This window comes from Mitsuokella sp. AF33-22 (assembly GCF_003475755.1).
Classification (GTDB): Bacteria; Bacillota; Negativicutes; order Selenomonadales; family Selenomonadaceae; genus Mitsuokella.
The window spans coordinates 129,206-147,250 of record NZ_QRQA01000003.1; the positions used below are offsets into that span (position 1 = coordinate 129,206).

An 18,045-nucleotide genomic window follows, 5' to 3' on the forward strand; every position below is an offset into this window, starting at 1 on the left:
TTCTCATCCAGCAGCCGATAAAACGAGAAAAGGCCCTCCCGCAGGAAGACCTTTTCCATCTGTTAAAAACCAGCCTGCTTCCCTGCAGGCAGTCATTCCAGGGATTTTCACTCAGCGGACGCGCTCGCCCTTGAGCACCCAGGTCTGCGGGTGCGTGATTTTCACCGTCACGAAATCGCCCGGCTGCTCGCCGTCATGCGCGAACAGGACAATCTTGTTCGTGCGCGTGCGCCCGGACCAGACAGCCGCATCATTCTTGCTCGGCCCCTCGACCATGACCTCGACTTCCCTGCCGAGCAGTTTCGTATTGATCTCGAGGCTGATCTCATTCTGCACGTCCATGAGCTGCTGCAGGCGCGCCTTCTTGACATCCTCCGGCACCTGGTCCTCCATCTTCGCGGCCGGCGTGCCCGAACGCTTCGAATAAATGAAGGTATAGGCCGAATCGTAGCGGATCTCGCGCAGGAAATCGAGCATCTGCGCAAAATCCTCATCCGTCTCGCCCGGGAAGCCCACGATGAGATCCGTCGTCAGGCTGACCTCGGGGATGGCCGCGCGGATGCGGCGCACGAGATCCTTGTAGGCTTCCACCGTGTAGACGCGGTTCATGGCCTTTAAAATGCGGTTACTGCCGTACTGCACGGGCAGATGGATGTGCTCACAGAGATGCTCGCCGTTACGGATGGCCGCGATGACCTTATCCGACAGATCCTTCGGATGCGACGTCATGAAGCGCACGCGGCGGATGCCCGGCACCTCATCGACCATCTTCAGGAGATCGGCGAAATCCGCCTGCTTGTGGTCCTTGCCGTACGAATTGACATTCTGACCGAGCAGCGTGACCTCCTCGTAGCCGGCTGCGACGGCCTCCCGGACCTCCTTCACGATTTCCTCCGGCAGGCGGCTGCGCTCGCGTCCGCGCACGTACGGCACGATGCAGTACGTGCAGAAATTGTTGCAGCCGTACATGATGGGGATCCACGCCGAGAGCTTGCCGCTGCGCGCCACCGGCACATCATCCGGCAGCTCCGTCTCGCCGAGCTCCACATCGACGACATGGCCGTGCTCCGCCTCGATCTCGCGCACCACGCGCGTGAGCTCATGCACCTTGTTCGTGCCGAGCACGAAATCGATATGCGGCGCGCGCTTGATGAGAGCCTCACCCTCCTTCTGCGCCATGCAGCCCGTGATGCCGAAGATCAGATCCGGATTCTGCCGCTTGAGATGCTTGATCTCTCCGATCTTGCCGTAGACGCGGTCTTCCGCCGTCTCGCGCACGCAGCACGTATTGATGAGGATGAGATCAGCCTCTCCCATCTCCTCCGTCGGCTCATACCCGATCGTCTCCAACTGCCCCAGCATGCGCTCCGCATCGCTCTGATTCATCTGACAGCCATAGACAATCAGATGTGCAAAACGATGTACCTTGCCATCGATACGTTTCATATATATAATCCATCCTTTATTCCATGTATTCCATGATAGTCAATAGCATATTTTATCAGAATCCCATCATTTTGTCCATACTGAGATCGTACAGAACAGGCTTATCCACGAACCTCTTCCACCGCTTCGCGATCCCCCTTCTCCGGGGATGCCCCCGGCATCCCGCGCTTCGCGCCCATGCGCGAGGACGGGCGACTTGCTGCGCTCGTCGTCCTACCGAAGGAAATGAGCCCGAGCGAAGGGATGCGTTCCGCCTGGAGGCACGTGGCGATTGCCCGCAGGGATGGGGCCCAATACGAAAACCTCGTCGCGCCGGATGTTAGAACGCCGCGGCAGGCGGCGAAGTACCTTTGCTGTTCACAGTCAGTTGGGTCACATTTAGGCGCGCGCTGAAGCCGGAATGCATCCCGCAGCGTCATCGGTCGTACGCACATCCTCGTCCATGGCCCCCTTTCGGCCCTGCGGGCCACACCCGGGGATGCCACCGGCATCCCGCGCTTCGCGCCCGTGCGCGGGGCTATAACGCTTGCAAGGACTTGCTGTTGGGTACTGTTCTTCCCCGTCCGTCCAAGGACCTCTTCCACCGCTTCGCGGTCCCCCTTCCCCGTGCGCGGGGAAGGCGCCACTCCAAGATGTGATTCTGCGTCGCTCCCTCGTCCCTGCTTTTCGTTTTTCTATCAGGACTGCCAGTCAATGCCGATGTTGCCTGACACTTCTTATGCCAGTCGCTGTTGGTCCGTGCGCAAAATCAATCAAAGAGCCCAAGCTGGTCGTAGGAGTTGAGGCGGGCCAGGCTTTCGGGATGGTGTTCTTCGAAGAAGGCGGTCTTGATCTCCTGCTCGGGAATCACCGTCCTGCTCTTGTGGTCAGCCGTATCGGCGAAGCGGCAGCTGTAGACGACGGGGAAGTATTTGCGGATGAAGCTGCCTTCCTGATGGGCTGTCAGCGCGATGATCTGGAAGCCCAGCTGCTGCGCGATGAAAAAGACCGGGCTAAGAACATGGTCGCTCGAAGCCTTGCCAAACGGGTTATCTGCGACGACCACGCGCGTATTGTATTTGGCTTTCCGGATATGGCAGCGCTTCTCCGAAAGGTAATTGAGACAGCCGAGGAACAGGGCCATATTCTTGCTCCACGTCTCGCCGCCCGACCACTGATTCGATTCTTCCCACGGATAGGGCCGCTCGGAGAAGGTATTGCCGCTCGTCGCCTTGCGGCAGCGTACCTTGACGGCCTGATTCCCGAGCACGACATGCAGCATCTGCTGCGTCCGCAGCCGTTTCTCCAGCGTGTCGCGGATCTTCTTGCCGTCTTCCTGGCCGAGTTCATCATGATACGCGTCGCCATCGAGCTCCTGCGCCAGGTTGTTCAGATAGGACCGGATGGACGTGCGGGCCGCGGCTTCCTCCCATTCCGGCAGCTGGATCATGATGATGTCCTTTGCCGCCTCGCCCACCTTGACGCGCGTCCTCGAGGCAAGCTCCTTCAAGCCGTCACAGACCGACTGCAGATGAAGGATCATGTGCCGGAGCATATGCTCCATATGCGCCAGATGACTCCTTCGCTCCTCCTCGAAGAGGCTGATGGCCCCCTGCAGGCGTTCCCTGCTCTTCGTCTGCCAGTCAAGATATTCCTCGTAGCGCTCCTTGCTGCGCAGGCCGTCGACGATGCTGCGGCGCATCCGTTCTTCATGCACCTTGTCCTCACAGTAGAGGATGAACGCATTCTTCTGCTTCTCTCCGGCGCGCTGGCGCTGCTTTGCCGTCTCGAATGCCGTCTCCGCCTGCTCCAGACATGAGGCAATCCGTGTAGAAAGCTCCGAGCTGCCGGCGTCTTCTTCGAGCTTTTCGGGAAGCACCATGGGGATTTCCTCGCGCGCAAAGCCAAGCTGTTCGTTGCGGATTTCCAGCTGATGCACGAGTCCATCGAGAGCTTTTTCCTCGCGTCCGTTTGCCTGCAGTTGTGCCGTCAGTTCAGAGGCGAGCTTCCTCAATACTTCCTGCTGCTGCGCCGCCTCGCGCTGCACGTCTTCAAAAGGCTGCACAAGAGGCGTATAAACGCCGTATTCGCGCTCATGACGCGCCCGCTCGTTCTCGCACTGTCCGTCCTGTCGGTTGTACGTATCCTGCCGCGCCCGGCATTCCTTTTCGGCCTGCTGCTGTGCCTTCTTAAGCTGATGGGATGCCTGCAGCAGCGTTTCTTCGCGCAGGGCACCATCCTCCGGATAGACGAACGTCTCGTCGAGCTCCGTCTCCGCCCGGCGCTGCTGCTCGCAAATCTCTTTTTGCAGGCGTTTCTTGTCGGCCTGTGACTGGGCAATCTGTGCCTCGAGGCGCGCCCGACTGCTGTCGGCACCTTCCAGCTGGCTCTGCAGGCGGCGCCGCGTTTCCGCCAGTGCCTCATAGGAAAGTCTCTCTTGCGGCAGGACGGCCGTTTCCTGCTGCACATCCGGATAGTACATCATGCGCCGCACTTCCTGCAGGCGCGTTTCGGCCCCGGCCTCGTCATACGTCAGCGCATCCTGCTGACGTCGCAGGGCATCCAGTTCCCCCGTCAGCCGCTTTTCCTCTGCCTGCAGGACTGCGCAGGCCTGCAAAAGCTCGCTGTTACGCGCGAGGATTTCCTGGTGCTGGCGACGCAGTTCCTTATACTGCGCCAGTTGCCGGAGGCCATAGGAAAGCCAGGCCTCCCGTCTCTCCGCCTCCTGATGCTTCTTGCGGAAGCCCTCGGCATTCTGGCGGCACTGCTCCTGATTCCGGCGGGCTTCCCGCAGCACATGCTGCGTGCGCGAAAGGGTCTCCTGCAGCGACTGATACGCATCCCGCTGCTCGCGGTACCAAGTAAAGGGATACCGTTCCTCAAACTGCTTCAGGACTTGCAGCGAATGGCTGAGTTCCTGCCATTCCCGGTCATTTTCCCGCAGCAGGCCGTCAGCCCGGTCAGCCTCCTCCCGCATGGCGTCGAGCCAGTCACGGAACGCTGCCGGCTGCATGACGCGCTGCCAGTGCGAAGGTGCTACGATATGCAGGCCGCCGGTCAGCGTCTCCCCTGCCACGATGGCCCTTGCCTGCTGCTCGGACAGGATGAAGACAGGCTCAAAGAAATCCCCGGCCTCCTTTGCAAGAAGGCGCTGCAGCTGCGGCACATCCTCCTCCATGACCACGACGCTGAGTGCCCAGAACGGATATCGCGCATAAATCTCCTGTTGTTTCTCAGCCACGGCTTCCACGTGCAGCTGGAAGAATTCCACGCCGCTTTTAAGGAATACGAACTCGCTGCTCCAGGCTTCGATCTTGTCAAGCAGGACAGGATCCGCCGCGAATGCCTCGAGCCCATCGTAGAGATCCAGCCAGCGATGGGCCTGCCGGCGCTTCTTGTCGAGATCGTTATGCTGCTTTTCATGCATGACGACGGCATCGCTGAGCTGCTGGGCAAAGTATTCCGCCTGACGGTAGAGATCCGCTGCCTCGCGGGTGGTGTTGGCGCACTGCGGCCATTTCTGCAGATTCGCGAATACATCGCGCGCCGCCGTCGTCACGCGGTCCAGAGCGACCGTCCGCTCCTGCAGGGCCTGCTGCTGTTCATCACAGGCCTTTTCGGCTTCCGCAATCTGTCCGGCAGCCTTCTCTCCCTCTTCTTCGAAAAAGGCAATGTTCTGCGCATAATCATCCCGGTTCTTCCGGACTTCTGCCAGTTCCCGCCGCCAGGCCTGTTCCTGGGCATCCACATCCTGATGGACGGCATCGGTGAAGAGTTCCTGCTCGATGACTTCCTGCTGCGCGACAAGCGCGCCGATGCGCCCTTCGCCGCTGTCGATCTCCTGCCGGAGCTTCTGCTGACGGCGATGGTTCTCCCTCTGCTTTGCCTGACACGCAGCTTCGTGCTGCTTCTGCGTCTCCCGCTGCTGCCGGATTTCCTGGATGCGCGCTTCATGCTTCTGCTCCTGCTGCTGGAACCAGCCATGAAGCCAGGCGCCATTCTCCTTGAGCTGGGCGGCAAGCTCCTGCGTCTTCTGGTCGGCTGCCAGGAGAGAAAGTGCCCGCTGACGCTCGGCAAGCAGGCCCTCGGCCTGTGCGAGCTCCTGTTTCCTGCGGGCATAGCTGAGATTGGCGGACATGGTCTGATTATCCCGATACGCCTGTGCCGCATCGTCAGACGCGCGTTTTGCTTCTTCATAAGCAGCTCGTGCCTCCTCACAGGCAGCCTCAGCGGCCGCCACGCGGCAGGCCGACAGGATTTCCCGGTTCTTCTGGCGCTGGGCATCGTTTTCCTGCTGGCGCATTACCAGCGTTTCCTGTTCCTGCTGACAGGCAGCCCGCGCGCGGCGTACCTGCTGGTCGTACGCCTTGAGCAGTCCATTCTGATGCAGGAGCTCCTGCTCCGCCTCATACTGTGCCTTCTTCACGGCCGTATAATCCTGCATCTGCGCGAGGATGCCCTGCATCTCCCCGATGCGTTTCTCGAGGCGAATCTGCTGCTTGACATGTTCGCGCTGGCTCTCAAAAAGCGCAGCAAAGCCATTACCTTTCTGCTGACCATGAGCGGCCGCCGCCAGACCTTCCTCCACCGTCGGGATCAGCAGGCGGTCCACGAGCTCTGCCGTCGTGCGGCAATTGTTGAAATACGCCTCGACGCCGCCCTCCGTCTCGTTGATGGCCGCAATCTTATCCCATTCCGACGCGATGAGCTTGAAGTGCTCTTCGATGTAATCCTCATAGGCCTGCAAGATATCATATTCCGAAAAGAAATGAGCCAGCATATGGCGTTCCGCCGTACTGCGGAAGAATGCGGTCATTTCCTCTTTCGTCGCCGGCCGTTCCCTACTGCCCTCCTTCTGCACGAATGGCAGCGTATCGAGGCGAACGGAGGATTCCGGCGTGTACTCCATGGCAAATTCCTGGCTGCCGAGCTGGTCCTTGCTGTTGCGGAAAAGCGTCACGGCCGTCAGTGCATAGCGGCGCGGCCGGTCCTCAAGAATCCACTCCACGGCGATATGCGCCGCTGAGTTGCTGAGCTGCAGCGTTTCCTGGATCTTGCGCTGCGCCACGGATTTGCGCGGCAGCACCGCCTGTATGAGCGTCTGTACGAACACCGTCTTGCCCGCGCCATTCTCGAGCAGCAGGATGGCATTGTAGCCGTCAAAGCGAAAGATCGTATCGATGTAGCGTTTGTGTCCATGGTCATAGACCACATTCGTAAAGCGAATCCTACTGATGGATGGCATGGTCATCCGCTCCTTTCTCCCCGTCCTGCACGTCCTTGTGATCCAGTTCATACATGAAATCCAGGATGCCGTTGTTATAGCTCGCTTCCATGAAGTAGTTCGCAAAGATGGCCCTTGCCTTTTCCGTCAGCACGAGCTCGTCGTTGCCGATTTCCCGCACGAGATGCTGCTGCAGCAGGAAGGATCTGGCCATGCTCAAAAAGCTCAGGCGGCTGTTTGTCCGGGCGTCCTGTTTCCTGGCCGTTTCCTTGATGCTGTCGAGGTCATCCCACTTCCGCATGAGCGTCAGCCAATTGAAATTCATCGCGCCCTCAGCAGCCTTGAGCGTCTCCTCGTCATGGCGGTGCAGCGATTCGATGCGGCCGTTCATGGCTTCAAGCCAGGTGCTCATGCTCACGAAGTCCGCCGGCTCCTGCGTCTGATAGCTGTCGTAGAAGCAGCCGAACAGGACAATGATGGAAAGGTACAACAGGTAAATGTCCATATTGACCGCTTTCGATGTCATGTATCGTTTCTTGAACGCCTCATTGCTGATATGGAACGGCGATTCAAGTGAGGCCGGCAGAAGATACAGATAATCGGCATCGCTGATCAGCACACACTGCACCTGCCCGACGAAGCGCTCCACGAAATGGCGGACTTCCTCATTCTCCCAGTAAGCGGAAATCTCCGCTTTGCGCACTTGGCCGCTGGCTGCCAGGCGCGCATAGATGTCAAAGGCCAGCATCACATTATCTTCCATCATGGCTTCTCATCTCCATCCACTGTCACGGTGATATCCATATCGCTGATCGTATAGCCGTCAAGCTCCACAAACCCGGGGCGTTCCTGCACCACAAGCGACAGGAGCTCCGGGCAGACCGCCGGGATCCGCGCGTAGACCGAGTCCCTCGCGATGCGCTCAGGATTAAGATGCAAGCAGTGCTGCCGGTGCAGCAGCATCCAAAAGACGTAGAACTGTTTCTCGCTGCACCAGGCGGACCGCTGCTCCTCAAGCATCGCGCAGAACGCCCGCAGGGTCGTCTTCCTGCCGAGACCCAGGAAATCCAGCAAATTGCGCACAATGGCCGCATAATGTTCCTGGACATTCTGAAGTTTCTCACCATGGACCTCCGTATCGTCAATCTCCGGAAACGCTTCCTGTCGGCTCTCCCGCTCCAGCTTCTCGAGGCGCTGCGGCAGGAAGATCGTAAGCGGCGACCAGAGCTCGCAGGCCTGTAGCGGCAGGAAAGGCTCGACGAGACGGCGGGCTGCCGTCAAAGGCAATGGCGAGGCGAACATGCGGCTCGTGATCTCCTGTTCATAATTGAAACTGTCCACGCCTGTGAAATACAGCGCTTCTTCAGCCGCAGCCAGCGCTGATGTACCGAGGTCAATACCGGCCTTCAAGAGCTCGCGATGAAGCGCATGCACATGCGCAAGATGGCGCTCCACGGCCTGGATGTTCGTATAGGCACGCCGCTCGGGGTCGGCCTGTGGATTGCTGCGGATGCGCTCCTTCGTATCGCGCACAAAGGTCTGAAGCTCCGTGAAGGCATCTTCTTCGCTCTTGAGCCGCTGGTTGAAATCAGCCACAATCCTGCGATAATGCTCCAGCGTCTCCTGCGAGACGATGTTGCGATGGATTTCCTGACGGATTCTGTCCATGCGATTGCGCAGCGTTTCGACATCGAGCCGCATCTCCTCGATCTGACGCAGGGCCAGTACAAATTGCCCTTTCTCGAGCTGCTTGCGCAATATGAGCTGGTTGATGGACAGCTGGTACTCGCTGAAATACTCCTTCGTCGCAAAGATCAGCTCGAGTCCCTGTTCATCAAGGACATAATACTGCTCGTTGGCATGGATGTCGGCGCGGTCTGCCTTGAGATAGGAATAACGGGCCCTCACCTCTCTGCCCTGTTCCCAGTCGAAAAAGACCTGTTCATTGCGCCGGCCGGTCTGCGGGCGGAAAACGCCCACGATATCGCGGGCCAGCTGCTCATACGCTTCCTCCCCCTTCTCTACGGGGAAGAGACAGCCCTGCGTCTGCTGCTGCAGAAAAAGCGCAAGGTTCCGGATGCCGGCCTCACGCTTGCCGTCCAGCATTTGCTCAAAGAAAAAGAGCAGTGCCAGAAGGCCCAGCTCCATACCAGAATATGATTGTTCACCTTTCTGCCCGAACTGCCGCCTGCCAAGACGGTACAACGGTTCCATGAGCAGGATGCGTTTCATGCGTTCAGCAAAGTGTTCCGATTCCATTCCGTAATTCCTTTCCACATGTAAGCAAATCCGCTGCCGACAGGGCTTCCTGCGGATAATACCGATGATTCTCTAAGATTTGCCGGAACTTCCGTGTCTCCTCCGGCCGCAGCCAGTGGGAAAAAGCCTGCCAGGCCGTCTCGTCGGGTGTCTGCTGCTCCTTGCCCTGCGGTGCCGGCTGCTGCAAAAACGCGCGGTAAAACGGCGTGGCGAGGCGTACCTCAACGGTAGGGCAAGCCGTTACAGACTGAACGATCTTGAGGCCTTCCCAGTCAAAGTCGCCAAAGTACCAGGCAATGTGATGAGCCTCCGGGCATCCCGTCTGCCGGGGCAGGGCCGCGAGATTGCCCGCGATCTTCCAGCCGGCACCAAAGACCAGAGACGCAAGGCCCAGCTTCGCGAAATGAGGCAGCAGCTTATGATACGGGGCCTTGTTCTCCAGCACCAGATGGTGACAGATGCCGCCCTGCAAAGCAGAGGGATTGACCGCCATCATCAGGGGTTCCCACTCCCGTTTGACGCCAATGTCCTGCCAGCTGAGATGCAGACGATGCAGCAGCGTATCCCCTTCCCTGGTCAGCAGGAATTTCTCGTCGCGGAAGATATCCCAGGAACGCTGCTGGTCGGAAACCGTCAGCGGCCGCCGGACAGCCGTATGCTGCAGCCATTGGCTCAGCTGGATGATGTGCGCAAGATCCTGCTGCCAGCATGTGAGAGGCTGTCCATAATAAAAGGAAAAATCGAGCGATGCGGCCAAGCCGAGCCGTGCGATATCCTGCTGGATGGCATCGGCCGCCGGGCAGAGTCGCCCGCGTGCAAGGCGGCAGCGCCGCGGCAAGCCGCGAAAATCCGCCCCGCGCGCCGCCACCCGCGTCAGGCTGCCATCGCGCAGCAATGCTTCCATAGCCTGATGAAATGTCTCATAATCCATGGCAGCAAAGGCTCGCTGCAAATCATCCAAATCAACGGTCTTGCGCGTCCATGCCCGCAGGAACGCCCGGATTTCCTGTTCTGCATCCATCACCAGCCCTGCCTTTCTCATCATTTCATCTTCATTGTATCACAGAGCAATCATGAGCAAAAGCCACAATTTTCTCTCACATGTCCATGGACCTCTTCCGCCGCCGACGCGGGTCCCATCCCCTTTTTTTGCACCTTTTCCGTGCGCGGGGAAGGCTGATTTATGGATGGGTTGACAAAAGGAAAGATGAATGCTAAAATATATTATGTTAATGACGCATGAGTGATGTCATTTTGCCGGAGTGGCGGAATTGGCAGACGCAGCAGACTCAAAATCTGCCGTTGGCAACAACGTGCCGGTTCAAGTCCGGCCTTCGGCACCACTTGCAACACAAGGCTTCGCGGGTTTCCGCGGAGCTTTTTTTGATGACAAAAATAGCGTTTTGCATCTAACACTGCATCTAACGGGGCATTGAAGAAAATATAAGAAAAGCCAGGCACATCGATTGTCTGGCTTTTTCTACAGATACGAACGCCACAAACAAGATCATTTTGCATATATATGCATAACGAAGCACGAGCCTGCCGCGATGATTACGCCTCGGGCAGCAGCTGCTGAATGCGCTGGTTGACGAGATCGATCCATTCGCCGTGGAAACCGACTTCCATCAGGAGCTCTTCAATCGTCTCGATGCGCGGCTGCTCGAGGAACATCAGCACGCGGCTCTTCTCGAGCTGGCGGTAGATGTAGTAATCCTCGGGCATTGTGCCGGGCTGCGGGAACGCGACGGTGTACTCATGGTACATCTTGTCATTCATGGATTCATAGACGCCCGTCGAGCGCGCCGCATAGGCACGCCAGGTATCCGGCAGCTCTGAGAGCAGCGCGCGGATCTCCGCCTCGAGCGCCGCGATCTTCGTGCGGTAGTCGGCGAGGGTCTGACTGACGGCCTGCGTGTCCTCGAGCATGACAGCACAGATGAAGTCGCGCAGAGCGGCAAAATCCGTCAGCTGGTACTGCAGGAAGTCCTCAGGCTTCTCGACGCCGGCCAGCCAGTCCTTGAGCGACTGCTCCATGGCCGCACGGGCCTTGGCCACGACGAGCTCATCCTCGCCGTGCAGCTGAAGCGAGAGGTTCGCGACGCGCTGGCCGGGCTCCTCTGACTTCAGGATTTCCTGCCCGGCGCAGGCACGGCAGTAGCCGATGGCCTCATTCGTGAAGGGCTTGCCCGCATAGATCTCTCCCATGAACGGGAATTCCTTGCCGAGCTTGTCGTAGATGCGGCGTTCCTCGGCAAGCTTGCCTTTCGAATAATACGTCAGCGGACGCTTCTGATAGACGACGCGCGTCACCTTGCCGCAGCCCGGGCAGTGATATTCCTTGTCGACGAGATTCACAGCGATGTCGCGTTCCGGATTCGGCTTGAAGAACGCGTACGGTACCGTCTCGACGAAGCAGTAGTTGAACACGTTGAGCAGATTATCGGTGATACGGGAAGGTTCATTGGCCATCAAAGACACTCCTAACTTATTACAGGCAATCGCAGGTGATTACAGGCAAACAAAAAGCCCGGAAGGAAAACCTTCCGGGCTGCATTTCATCTTGGAGGCGACACCCAGAATCGAACTGGGGATAAAGGTTTTGCAGACCTCGGCCTTACCACTTGGCTATGTCGCCAAAATAAAATGGAGCGGAAAACGAGGCTCGAACTCGCGACCCCCACCTTGGCAAGGTGGTGCTCTACCACTGAGCTATTTCCGCATGATATAAAATTGGAGGCGACACCCAGAATCGAACTGGGGATAAAGGTTTTGCAGACCTCGGCCTTACCACTTGGCTATGTCGCCAAAATAAAATGGAGCGGAAAACGAGGCTCGAACTCGCGACCCCCACCTTGGCAAGGTGGTGCTCTACCACTGAGCTATTTCCGCATGAATGGCGACCCGAATGGGACTTGAACCCATGACCTCCGCCGTGACAGGGCGGCATTCTAACCAACTAAACTACCGGGCCGTTCTTCTTTTGTGTCGCTCTGTCTCAGCGACATGTATTATTATATGGGCAATCTGCGTTCTTGTCAACACTTATTTTAAAAAAAGTTGCGATTCCGTTGAAAAAGGGATGAAACAAAGAGCAGACACGCTACGTTATATAAAAAGGAGCCCGCCGTACAAAGCATTCGCACGCGGGCCTCCCCTCTATGTTCTTTTCGTTATGCCCCAAGCGGCCGTCAGCGCAGCGCAGCGATCTTCTCGAGTGTCGCGAGGATCAGATCCACCTGCGGCTTGACCGTGGCGAGGACAAGATGCTCGTTCGGGCTGTGGATGTCGCACGTCGTCACGCCGATGGACACCATGTCGAGCTGCGGATTCTTGAGGAAGTGCCAGCCGCATTCGAGGCCGGCGTGGATTGTCTCGACCTTCATGGGCTTGCCGTTCTGCTCCTCAAACGTCTCCGCCACGATCTTCGCGAGGCGACTGTCCTTGTTTTCCTTCCAGCCCGGCGACTGCGTGCCGATGTGGGCCGTGAAGCCCGTGAGCGCGGCAATCGTCTCGGCATACTGGCGGAACTCGTCGAGTTTCTGGTCGATGGCCGAGCGCGGGAAGAACTGGACCTCCACTTCATCCTCGCTCATATTGACGACACCGAGGTTCGCGCTCGTCTCAACGAGGTCCGGGATGACCGAGGACATCGCGTAGACGCCCGTGTGCAGGATCGTCAGCAGGCGCAGCAGGCGCTGCGTGTCGCCGGCCTTGATGACCTGCTCGGGCATCTCGGCCGGTGCGAGGCTGATGTCGATGGTCGGGTCGACATTGCCGTACATCTTCGCAAAGCGCGTGCGGATGTCGCGCAGCACCTCCACCATCTTCTCGCGCGGCAGTTCCGTCGCGATGACAGACCGGGCCGTATTCGGGATGGCGTTGCGCGCCTTGCCGCCCGTGAAGGAGATGAGCTCGATCTCGCCCTCTTTCTGCAGGGCCATCAGTGCCATGGCCAGTGTGCGGATGGCATTGCCGCGGCCGTCGCCGATACGCTCGCCCGAATGGCCGCCGAGCAGGCCCTGGATCTCAATCGTCCAGGCATGCTGGCTCTCGGCCGGCACACGGCGCAGCTCGCGCGTGAAATCGAGGTTGACGCTGCCGGCACTGCCGACGGTCAGCTCGTCATAATTCTCGCTGTCGCAGTTGATGAGGAAGGAAGCATCCTTGAGGTGCTCAGCGCCGAGCTTGATGGCGCCCGTCATGCCCTGCTCCTCGTCCACCGTCACGATGAGACGCAGCGGGCCGTGGTTCTTCGCATGCTTCAGCACGTAGATGCCCTCGGCCACACCGATGCCGTCGTCGGCGCCGAGGCTCGTGCCCTCTGCCGACAAATACTTCTCGTCGCGTACGAGCTTGATGGGATCCTTGAGCGGATCGTACGCATAGCCTTCCTCCGCGACGCAGACCATGTCCATATGGCCCTGCAGGATCGTCAGCGGCGCCTGTTCAAAGCCAGGAGCTGCCGGCTTGTCCGCAATGATGTTGTTGACCTCGTCCTGCGTCACCGTGCAGCCGAGTTCCGTCAAATACGACTTCAGGAAGTCGCTGACAGCCTGTTCATGGCCCGACTTGCGCGGGATGGCCGCAAGCTTCGAGAATTCCTGCAATACCCCTTCGAGTACCTCATTTTCCTGTTTCATCACTATCACCTTTCCTCGTGAAATTCCGCCTGTCTCCACCTGCCGCAGATGCGAGCAAAGCGGGAGGCAGGCAAAAGGAAAAGCCTGCCCCACCTTGGGACAGGCTGAGAACCTTCAACAAATGAGCGGACACCGGGACCTCAGTCCGTGAGGGCTGCCGGCATCGCTTCCGCCACATCGACACCTTCCGGTGCGTAGAGGACAATCTGCTCGGAAATGCGCTTTGCGCAGCCGTTGACCACGTAGCAGGCACCATTGACAAAATCGCAGATGCGGCGCTGCTCCTCGGCAGCGACACTCTCGTAGTTGACAACAGCAGCCTTGCCGGCCTTGAGGTCATCGGCAATCGACGTCACGAGGTCGAAATCCTCAGGCACGTAGATCTTGACGCGCAGTTCGGCGACCTTGGTCGTATGGACCGTGAACTGGCGGCGCGTCGTCGCATGAGACGGCTCGCGGTAGGACGGAGCGGCCGTCGTGCGGCGTTCTTCAGCCGGTGCAACGAAAATGGAGCTGCCACCCGAAACCTTGTACTCTTCTGCCGTTCTCACGGAAGATGCCTGCGCCGCAGCCTTCTGCTGGCCGGCCTTGCGCTGTTCCTGCTGAGACTTCGTCTCGAGGACCTCTTCTTCTTCGACTTCTTCCTCTTCCCATGGCAGAATCATATCCATGAGGCCCGTGAGTTTGCCTTTCACTTTCTCCATACCGCTCATACTCATCTCGTCCTTCCAAGCTGAAATCCAATCATCTCGACGTCTTGCTGATACCGACATACGGTGTAAATTTACATTTAACTATCGACATGATACCACATTTCGTCAAAAAATGCAAAAATCCTGCTGGAATTCACATCCAGCAGGATTTTTTACAAAAAACAAGCAGCGTAACGTCTTACTTGCGTGCGTTCTTGGCTGCGCGGCCGCGGACCGTGCGGTCGAGGATGGCCTTGCGCAGACGGATGTTCTGCGGCGTGACCTCGACGAGCTCATCGCTGTTGATGTACTCGATAGCCTGCTCGAGCGACAGGATGCGCGGCGGCGTGAGGCGAATGGCCTCATCCGAAGCGGACGTGCGCATGTTGGATACGTTCTTCTTCTTGCACGGGTTGATATCGATATCGTTCTCGCGGGAGTTCTCGCCGACGATCATGCCCTCGTAGACCTGCTGGCCCGGGGAGATGAACATCGTGCCGCGATCCTGCAGCGTGTAGATGCCGTAGCCCGTCGTCTCACCCTGCTCGAACGCCACGAGGGAACCGCGCGTACGGCCCGGGATGTCGCCCTTGTACGGAGCATAGCCGTGGAAGACGTGGTTCATGATGCCATTGCCCTTCGTGCTCGTCAGGAGCTCGGAACGGAAACCGATGAGGCCGCGTGCCGGGATCGTGAACTCGAGGCGCATGTAGCCGGCCGTCTCCGTCATGTTCGTGAGCTCAGCCTTGCGCGTGCCGAGGCCTTCCATGACAGCACCCATGTACTCCTGCGGCACTTCAACCGTCAGGTTCTCGATCGGCTCGCAGAGCTGGCCGTTGATCGTCTTGTAGACGACTTCCGGTTTGCCGACCTGCAGCTCGTAGCCCTCGCGGCGCATCTCCTCGATGAGGATGGACAGATGCAGCTCGCCGCGGCCCGAAACCTTGAAGACATCCGGAGAATCCGTCTCCTCGACCTTCATGGCGACGTTCGTCTCGACTTCCTTGAACAGGCGGTCACGCAGATGGCGGCTCGTGACGAACTGGCCCTCGCGACCGGCAAACGGGCTCGTGTTGACGCCGAACGTCATGGAGAGCGTCGGCTCATCGATGCGGATGGCCGGCAGTGCCTCCGGATTCTCAGCGTCAGCGACCGTGTAGCCGATGCTGACATCGCCGAGGCCCGTCAGTGCGACGATCTCGCCCATGCTGGCCGAAGGAACCTCAATGCGCTGCATGCCCTGGTAAACGAAGACCTTGCCGATCTTCGCGCGGATTTCCTGGTCACCGTTAATGAGCACGACGTTCTGGTTCGTGCGGGCCGTGCCGCGGCTGATGCGGCCGACAGCGACGCGGCCGACGAAGGAATCGGACTCGAGCGTCGTGACCATCATCTGCAGCGGGCCTTCCGGATCGCCGTGCGGAGCCGGGATTTCCTTGACGATTGTCTCCATCAGCGGCTCGAGGTTCGTGCTGTCATCATCCATGCTGTACTTCGCGATACCATCGCGGGCCGTCGCATAGATGACCGGGAAGTCCAGCTGATCATCATCAGCATCGAGTTCCATGAAGAGCTCGAGGACTTCGTCATAGACGTCGTCTACGCGCTGGTTCGGCTTATCGATCTTGTTGATGACGACAATCGGCTTGAGCTTCTGCTCGAGTGCCTTGCGCAGGACGTACTTCGTCTGCGGCATCGGGCCCTCAAACGCATCGACGAGCAAGAGGACGCCGTCGACCATGTTGAGGACACGCTCAACCTCGCCGCCGAAATCGGCATGGCCCGGGGTGTCGACGATGTTGATTTTGATGCCATTGTACATGATAGCCGTGTTCTTCGACAGGATCGTGATGCCGCGCTCACGCTCGATATCACCGGAATCCATGACGCGCTCGGCAACCTGCTCGTTGGAGCGGAATACATGGCTCTGCTTCAGCATCGCATCGACCAGCGTCGTCTTGCCATGGTCGACGTGGGCGATAATTGCGATGTTCCTGAGCTTATCATTTGTCATCATACTCATTCTGTGTAATCTGCCTCCTATAAAAGAAAAGGGATACGCACCGTATCCTTACTTACAAACTGAAAATCAAATCAATACTTAACTATTATACATACTTTCGAAGGGTAATGCAATACTTCTTGCCCTATCTTCCTGCACAGCGTTCCACCGGAGCCGCTCCGGCCGCACGCCCCTGAAAAAAAGAATATTTTTCAACAAAACTATAACAAAATTGTTGTATCTCCAATTAATTTTTGGTATGATAGTACACGTGTTACAGTTTTACACACGCGATTCCACGAAGTAAAGGAAGTTGTAAGCCATGAATGTAAGTTTAAACATCTACCAGACACTTGCCGCAGCGACCGCGGTTTATTACGTCGGCGTCCTCCTGCGCCTCAAAGTCCCCTTTCTGCGCAAATACTGCATTCCGGCGCCTGTCGTCGGCGGCATTCTCTTCGCCATCCTCAACGACATCCTCTATGTCAACGGCATCTGGACGTACGAGCAGGATACGATCATGCAGAATGTCTGCATGATGCTTTTCTTCACGAGCATCGGCTATACGGCAAGCATCAGCCTGATCAAGAAGGGCGGCATGCTCGTCGCCAAGATGGCGGTTCTGACAGCTCTCCTCATCGTCTGCCAGAACCTCATCGGCATTTTCTTCTCGCATCTCTTCGGCCTCAATCCGCTGATGGGCCTTGCAACTGGTTCCATTCCAATGGTCGGCGGCCACGGCACCTCGGGCTCCTTCGGTCCCGTGCTCGAGGGCGTCGGACTCGACAATGCGACGACGATTGCCTTTGCCGCTGCAACGTTCGGCCTCGTCGGCGGCAGCCTGCTCGGCGGGCCGACGGGTGAACGCCTCGTGCGCAAGTTCACGTTGGCAAGCTCCGCTAATGAAGAGCGCCTTGACCCCGCCAACAGCACCGAGGAAATCCACAAGCTCGAACAGGCCGCCCGCAAGGAGAAGCAGACCATTGAGGAAGAGAAGCGTGCGGGGCAGAGCATCAACAACCTGCGCTTCATGAATGCACTCGCCCACCTGCTGCTGGCCATGGGCCTCGGCACCGTCGTCAGCCAGCTCTTCGTCAGCGTCGGCCTCGTCTTCCCAGGCTACATCGGCTCCATGCTCGTCGCCGCCATCATCCGCAACGTCGCCGACTACACGCACAGCTACAAGGTCTACCAGCGCGAAAGCGAAGTGCTAGGCAACCTCGGCCTCACGATTTTCCTGTCCTGTGCGCTCATGAGCCTCAAGCTCTGGCAGCTCACCGACCTTGCCATCCCGATGATCGTCATGCTGCTGAGCCAGGTCATCTTCATCGCCCTCTTCACGAATTTCGTACTGTTCCGCGTCATGGGACACAACTACGAAGCCGCCGTCATGGCCGCCGGTACCTGCGGCTTCGGCCTCGGCGCCACACCGAACGCCATCGCCAACATGTCTGTCATGGTCGAGCGCTTCGGCCCCGCCCCCACCGCGTTCTTCGTCATCCCGCTCGTCGGTGCCCTCATCGTGGATTTCGTCAATTCCTCAATCCTGACCGTCCTCATCAACCTGCTGGCCTGAGCCGCAGGACCGCAAGGAACGTCCGTTTACATCGAGCACCTCTGTCCTGGCGAGCAGCCTCCCCTTCAGACGGCTCCGCCGCCAGCTTCCCCCAAGGGGACGCCTCAAGTCTTCCCTGCGTGGGCGCAAAGTGTAGGATGCGGAGCATCCCTGAAGAAGGGAGACCGCGCGAGCGGTGAAAGAACTCCATGTTTCGGAAATCAAAAAACGGTCCGCTGACAGCT

Annotated in this window: 10 protein-coding genes and 6 tRNA genes; 2 read left to right on the top strand and 14 right to left on the bottom strand. The window is 58.5% G+C overall.

Annotated features, from left to right (window positions below):
* Positions 1-111 precede the first annotated feature (111 nt).
* The 5 genes from miaB to DWZ54_RS02825 form a co-directional block, all read right to left on the bottom strand.
* Complete coding sequence (gene miaB / locus DWZ54_RS02800) at positions 112-1,446, bottom strand: tRNA (N6-isopentenyl adenosine(37)-C2)-methylthiotransferase MiaB (RefSeq protein ID WP_118474411.1); 1,335 nt, start codon at positions 1,444-1,446, stop codon at positions 112-114.
* 748 nt (positions 1,447-2,194) lie between these two features.
* Positions 2,195-6,670, bottom strand: coding sequence for a hypothetical protein (locus tag DWZ54_RS02810; RefSeq protein ID WP_147369883.1), 4,476 nt, complete (start codon positions 6,668-6,670; stop codon positions 2,195-2,197).
* Positions 6,654-7,415, bottom strand: a complete 762-nt coding sequence (locus tag DWZ54_RS02815) for a DUF6063 family protein (RefSeq protein WP_118474414.1) — start codon at positions 7,413-7,415, stop codon at positions 6,654-6,656. Before DWZ54_RS02815 ends, DWZ54_RS02810 begins: the two co-directional genes overlap by 17 nt.
* Entirely contained in the window at positions 7,412-8,908 is a 1,497-nt protein-coding gene (locus DWZ54_RS02820) for a replicative DNA helicase (RefSeq protein WP_118474415.1), read from the bottom strand. The genes DWZ54_RS02815 and DWZ54_RS02820 overlap by 4 nt, the downstream gene beginning before the upstream one ends.
* Positions 8,886-9,929, bottom strand: a complete 1,044-nt coding sequence (locus DWZ54_RS02825; protein WP_158573597.1) for a DUF2399 domain-containing protein — start codon at positions 9,927-9,929, stop codon at positions 8,886-8,888. Before DWZ54_RS02825 ends, DWZ54_RS02820 begins: the two co-directional genes overlap by 23 nt.
* A gap of 235 nt (positions 9,930-10,164) precedes the next feature.
* Between DWZ54_RS02825 and DWZ54_RS02830 the strand changes: the two genes are divergently transcribed.
* Positions 10,165-10,251, top strand: a tRNA-Leu gene (locus tag DWZ54_RS02830).
* 211 nt (positions 10,252-10,462) lie between these two features.
* Here the strand turns inward: DWZ54_RS02830 and DWZ54_RS02835 are convergent.
* From DWZ54_RS02835 to typA, 9 genes are all read right to left on the bottom strand, one after another.
* Positions 10,463-11,380: a hypothetical protein gene (locus DWZ54_RS02835; protein WP_118474417.1), complete on the bottom strand. Its 918-nt coding sequence runs from the start codon at positions 11,378-11,380 to the stop codon at positions 10,463-10,465.
* 92 nt (positions 11,381-11,472) lie between these two features.
* Positions 11,473-11,546, bottom strand: a tRNA-Cys gene (locus DWZ54_RS02840).
* Between the two features lie 9 nt (positions 11,547-11,555).
* A tRNA-Gly gene (locus tag DWZ54_RS02845) sits at positions 11,556-11,630 on the bottom strand.
* 12 nt (positions 11,631-11,642) lie between these two features.
* Positions 11,643-11,716 (bottom strand) — tRNA-Cys (locus DWZ54_RS02850).
* A 9-nt stretch (positions 11,717-11,725) separates the two neighbouring features.
* Positions 11,726-11,800 (bottom strand) — tRNA-Gly (locus DWZ54_RS02855).
* A gap of 5 nt (positions 11,801-11,805) precedes the next feature.
* Positions 11,806-11,882 (bottom strand) — tRNA-Asp (locus DWZ54_RS02860).
* Positions 11,883-12,099: 217 nt separating this feature from the next.
* Positions 12,100-13,551: a beta-Ala-His dipeptidase gene (pepD, locus tag DWZ54_RS02865; RefSeq protein ID WP_118474418.1), complete on the bottom strand. Its 1,452-nt coding sequence runs from the start codon at positions 13,549-13,551 to the stop codon at positions 12,100-12,102.
* Positions 13,552-13,691: 140 nt separating this feature from the next.
* Positions 13,692-14,255 (bottom strand): cell division protein SepF, encoded by a 564-nt coding sequence (locus tag DWZ54_RS02870; protein ID WP_233541597.1) that lies wholly within the window; start codon positions 14,253-14,255, stop codon positions 13,692-13,694.
* A 187-nt stretch (positions 14,256-14,442) separates the two neighbouring features.
* On the bottom strand, positions 14,443-16,260 hold the full coding sequence (gene typA / locus DWZ54_RS02875; RefSeq protein ID WP_118014162.1) for a translational GTPase TypA: 1,818 nt from the start codon (positions 16,258-16,260) through the stop codon (positions 14,443-14,445).
* Positions 16,261-16,567: 307 nt separating this feature from the next.
* Here typA and gltS point away from each other — a divergent pair, with 307 nt between their 5' ends.
* Positions 16,568-17,821, top strand: coding sequence for a sodium/glutamate symporter (gene gltS, locus DWZ54_RS02880; RefSeq protein ID WP_118474420.1), 1,254 nt, complete (start codon positions 16,568-16,570; stop codon positions 17,819-17,821).
* Positions 17,822-18,045: the final 224 nt, after the last annotated feature.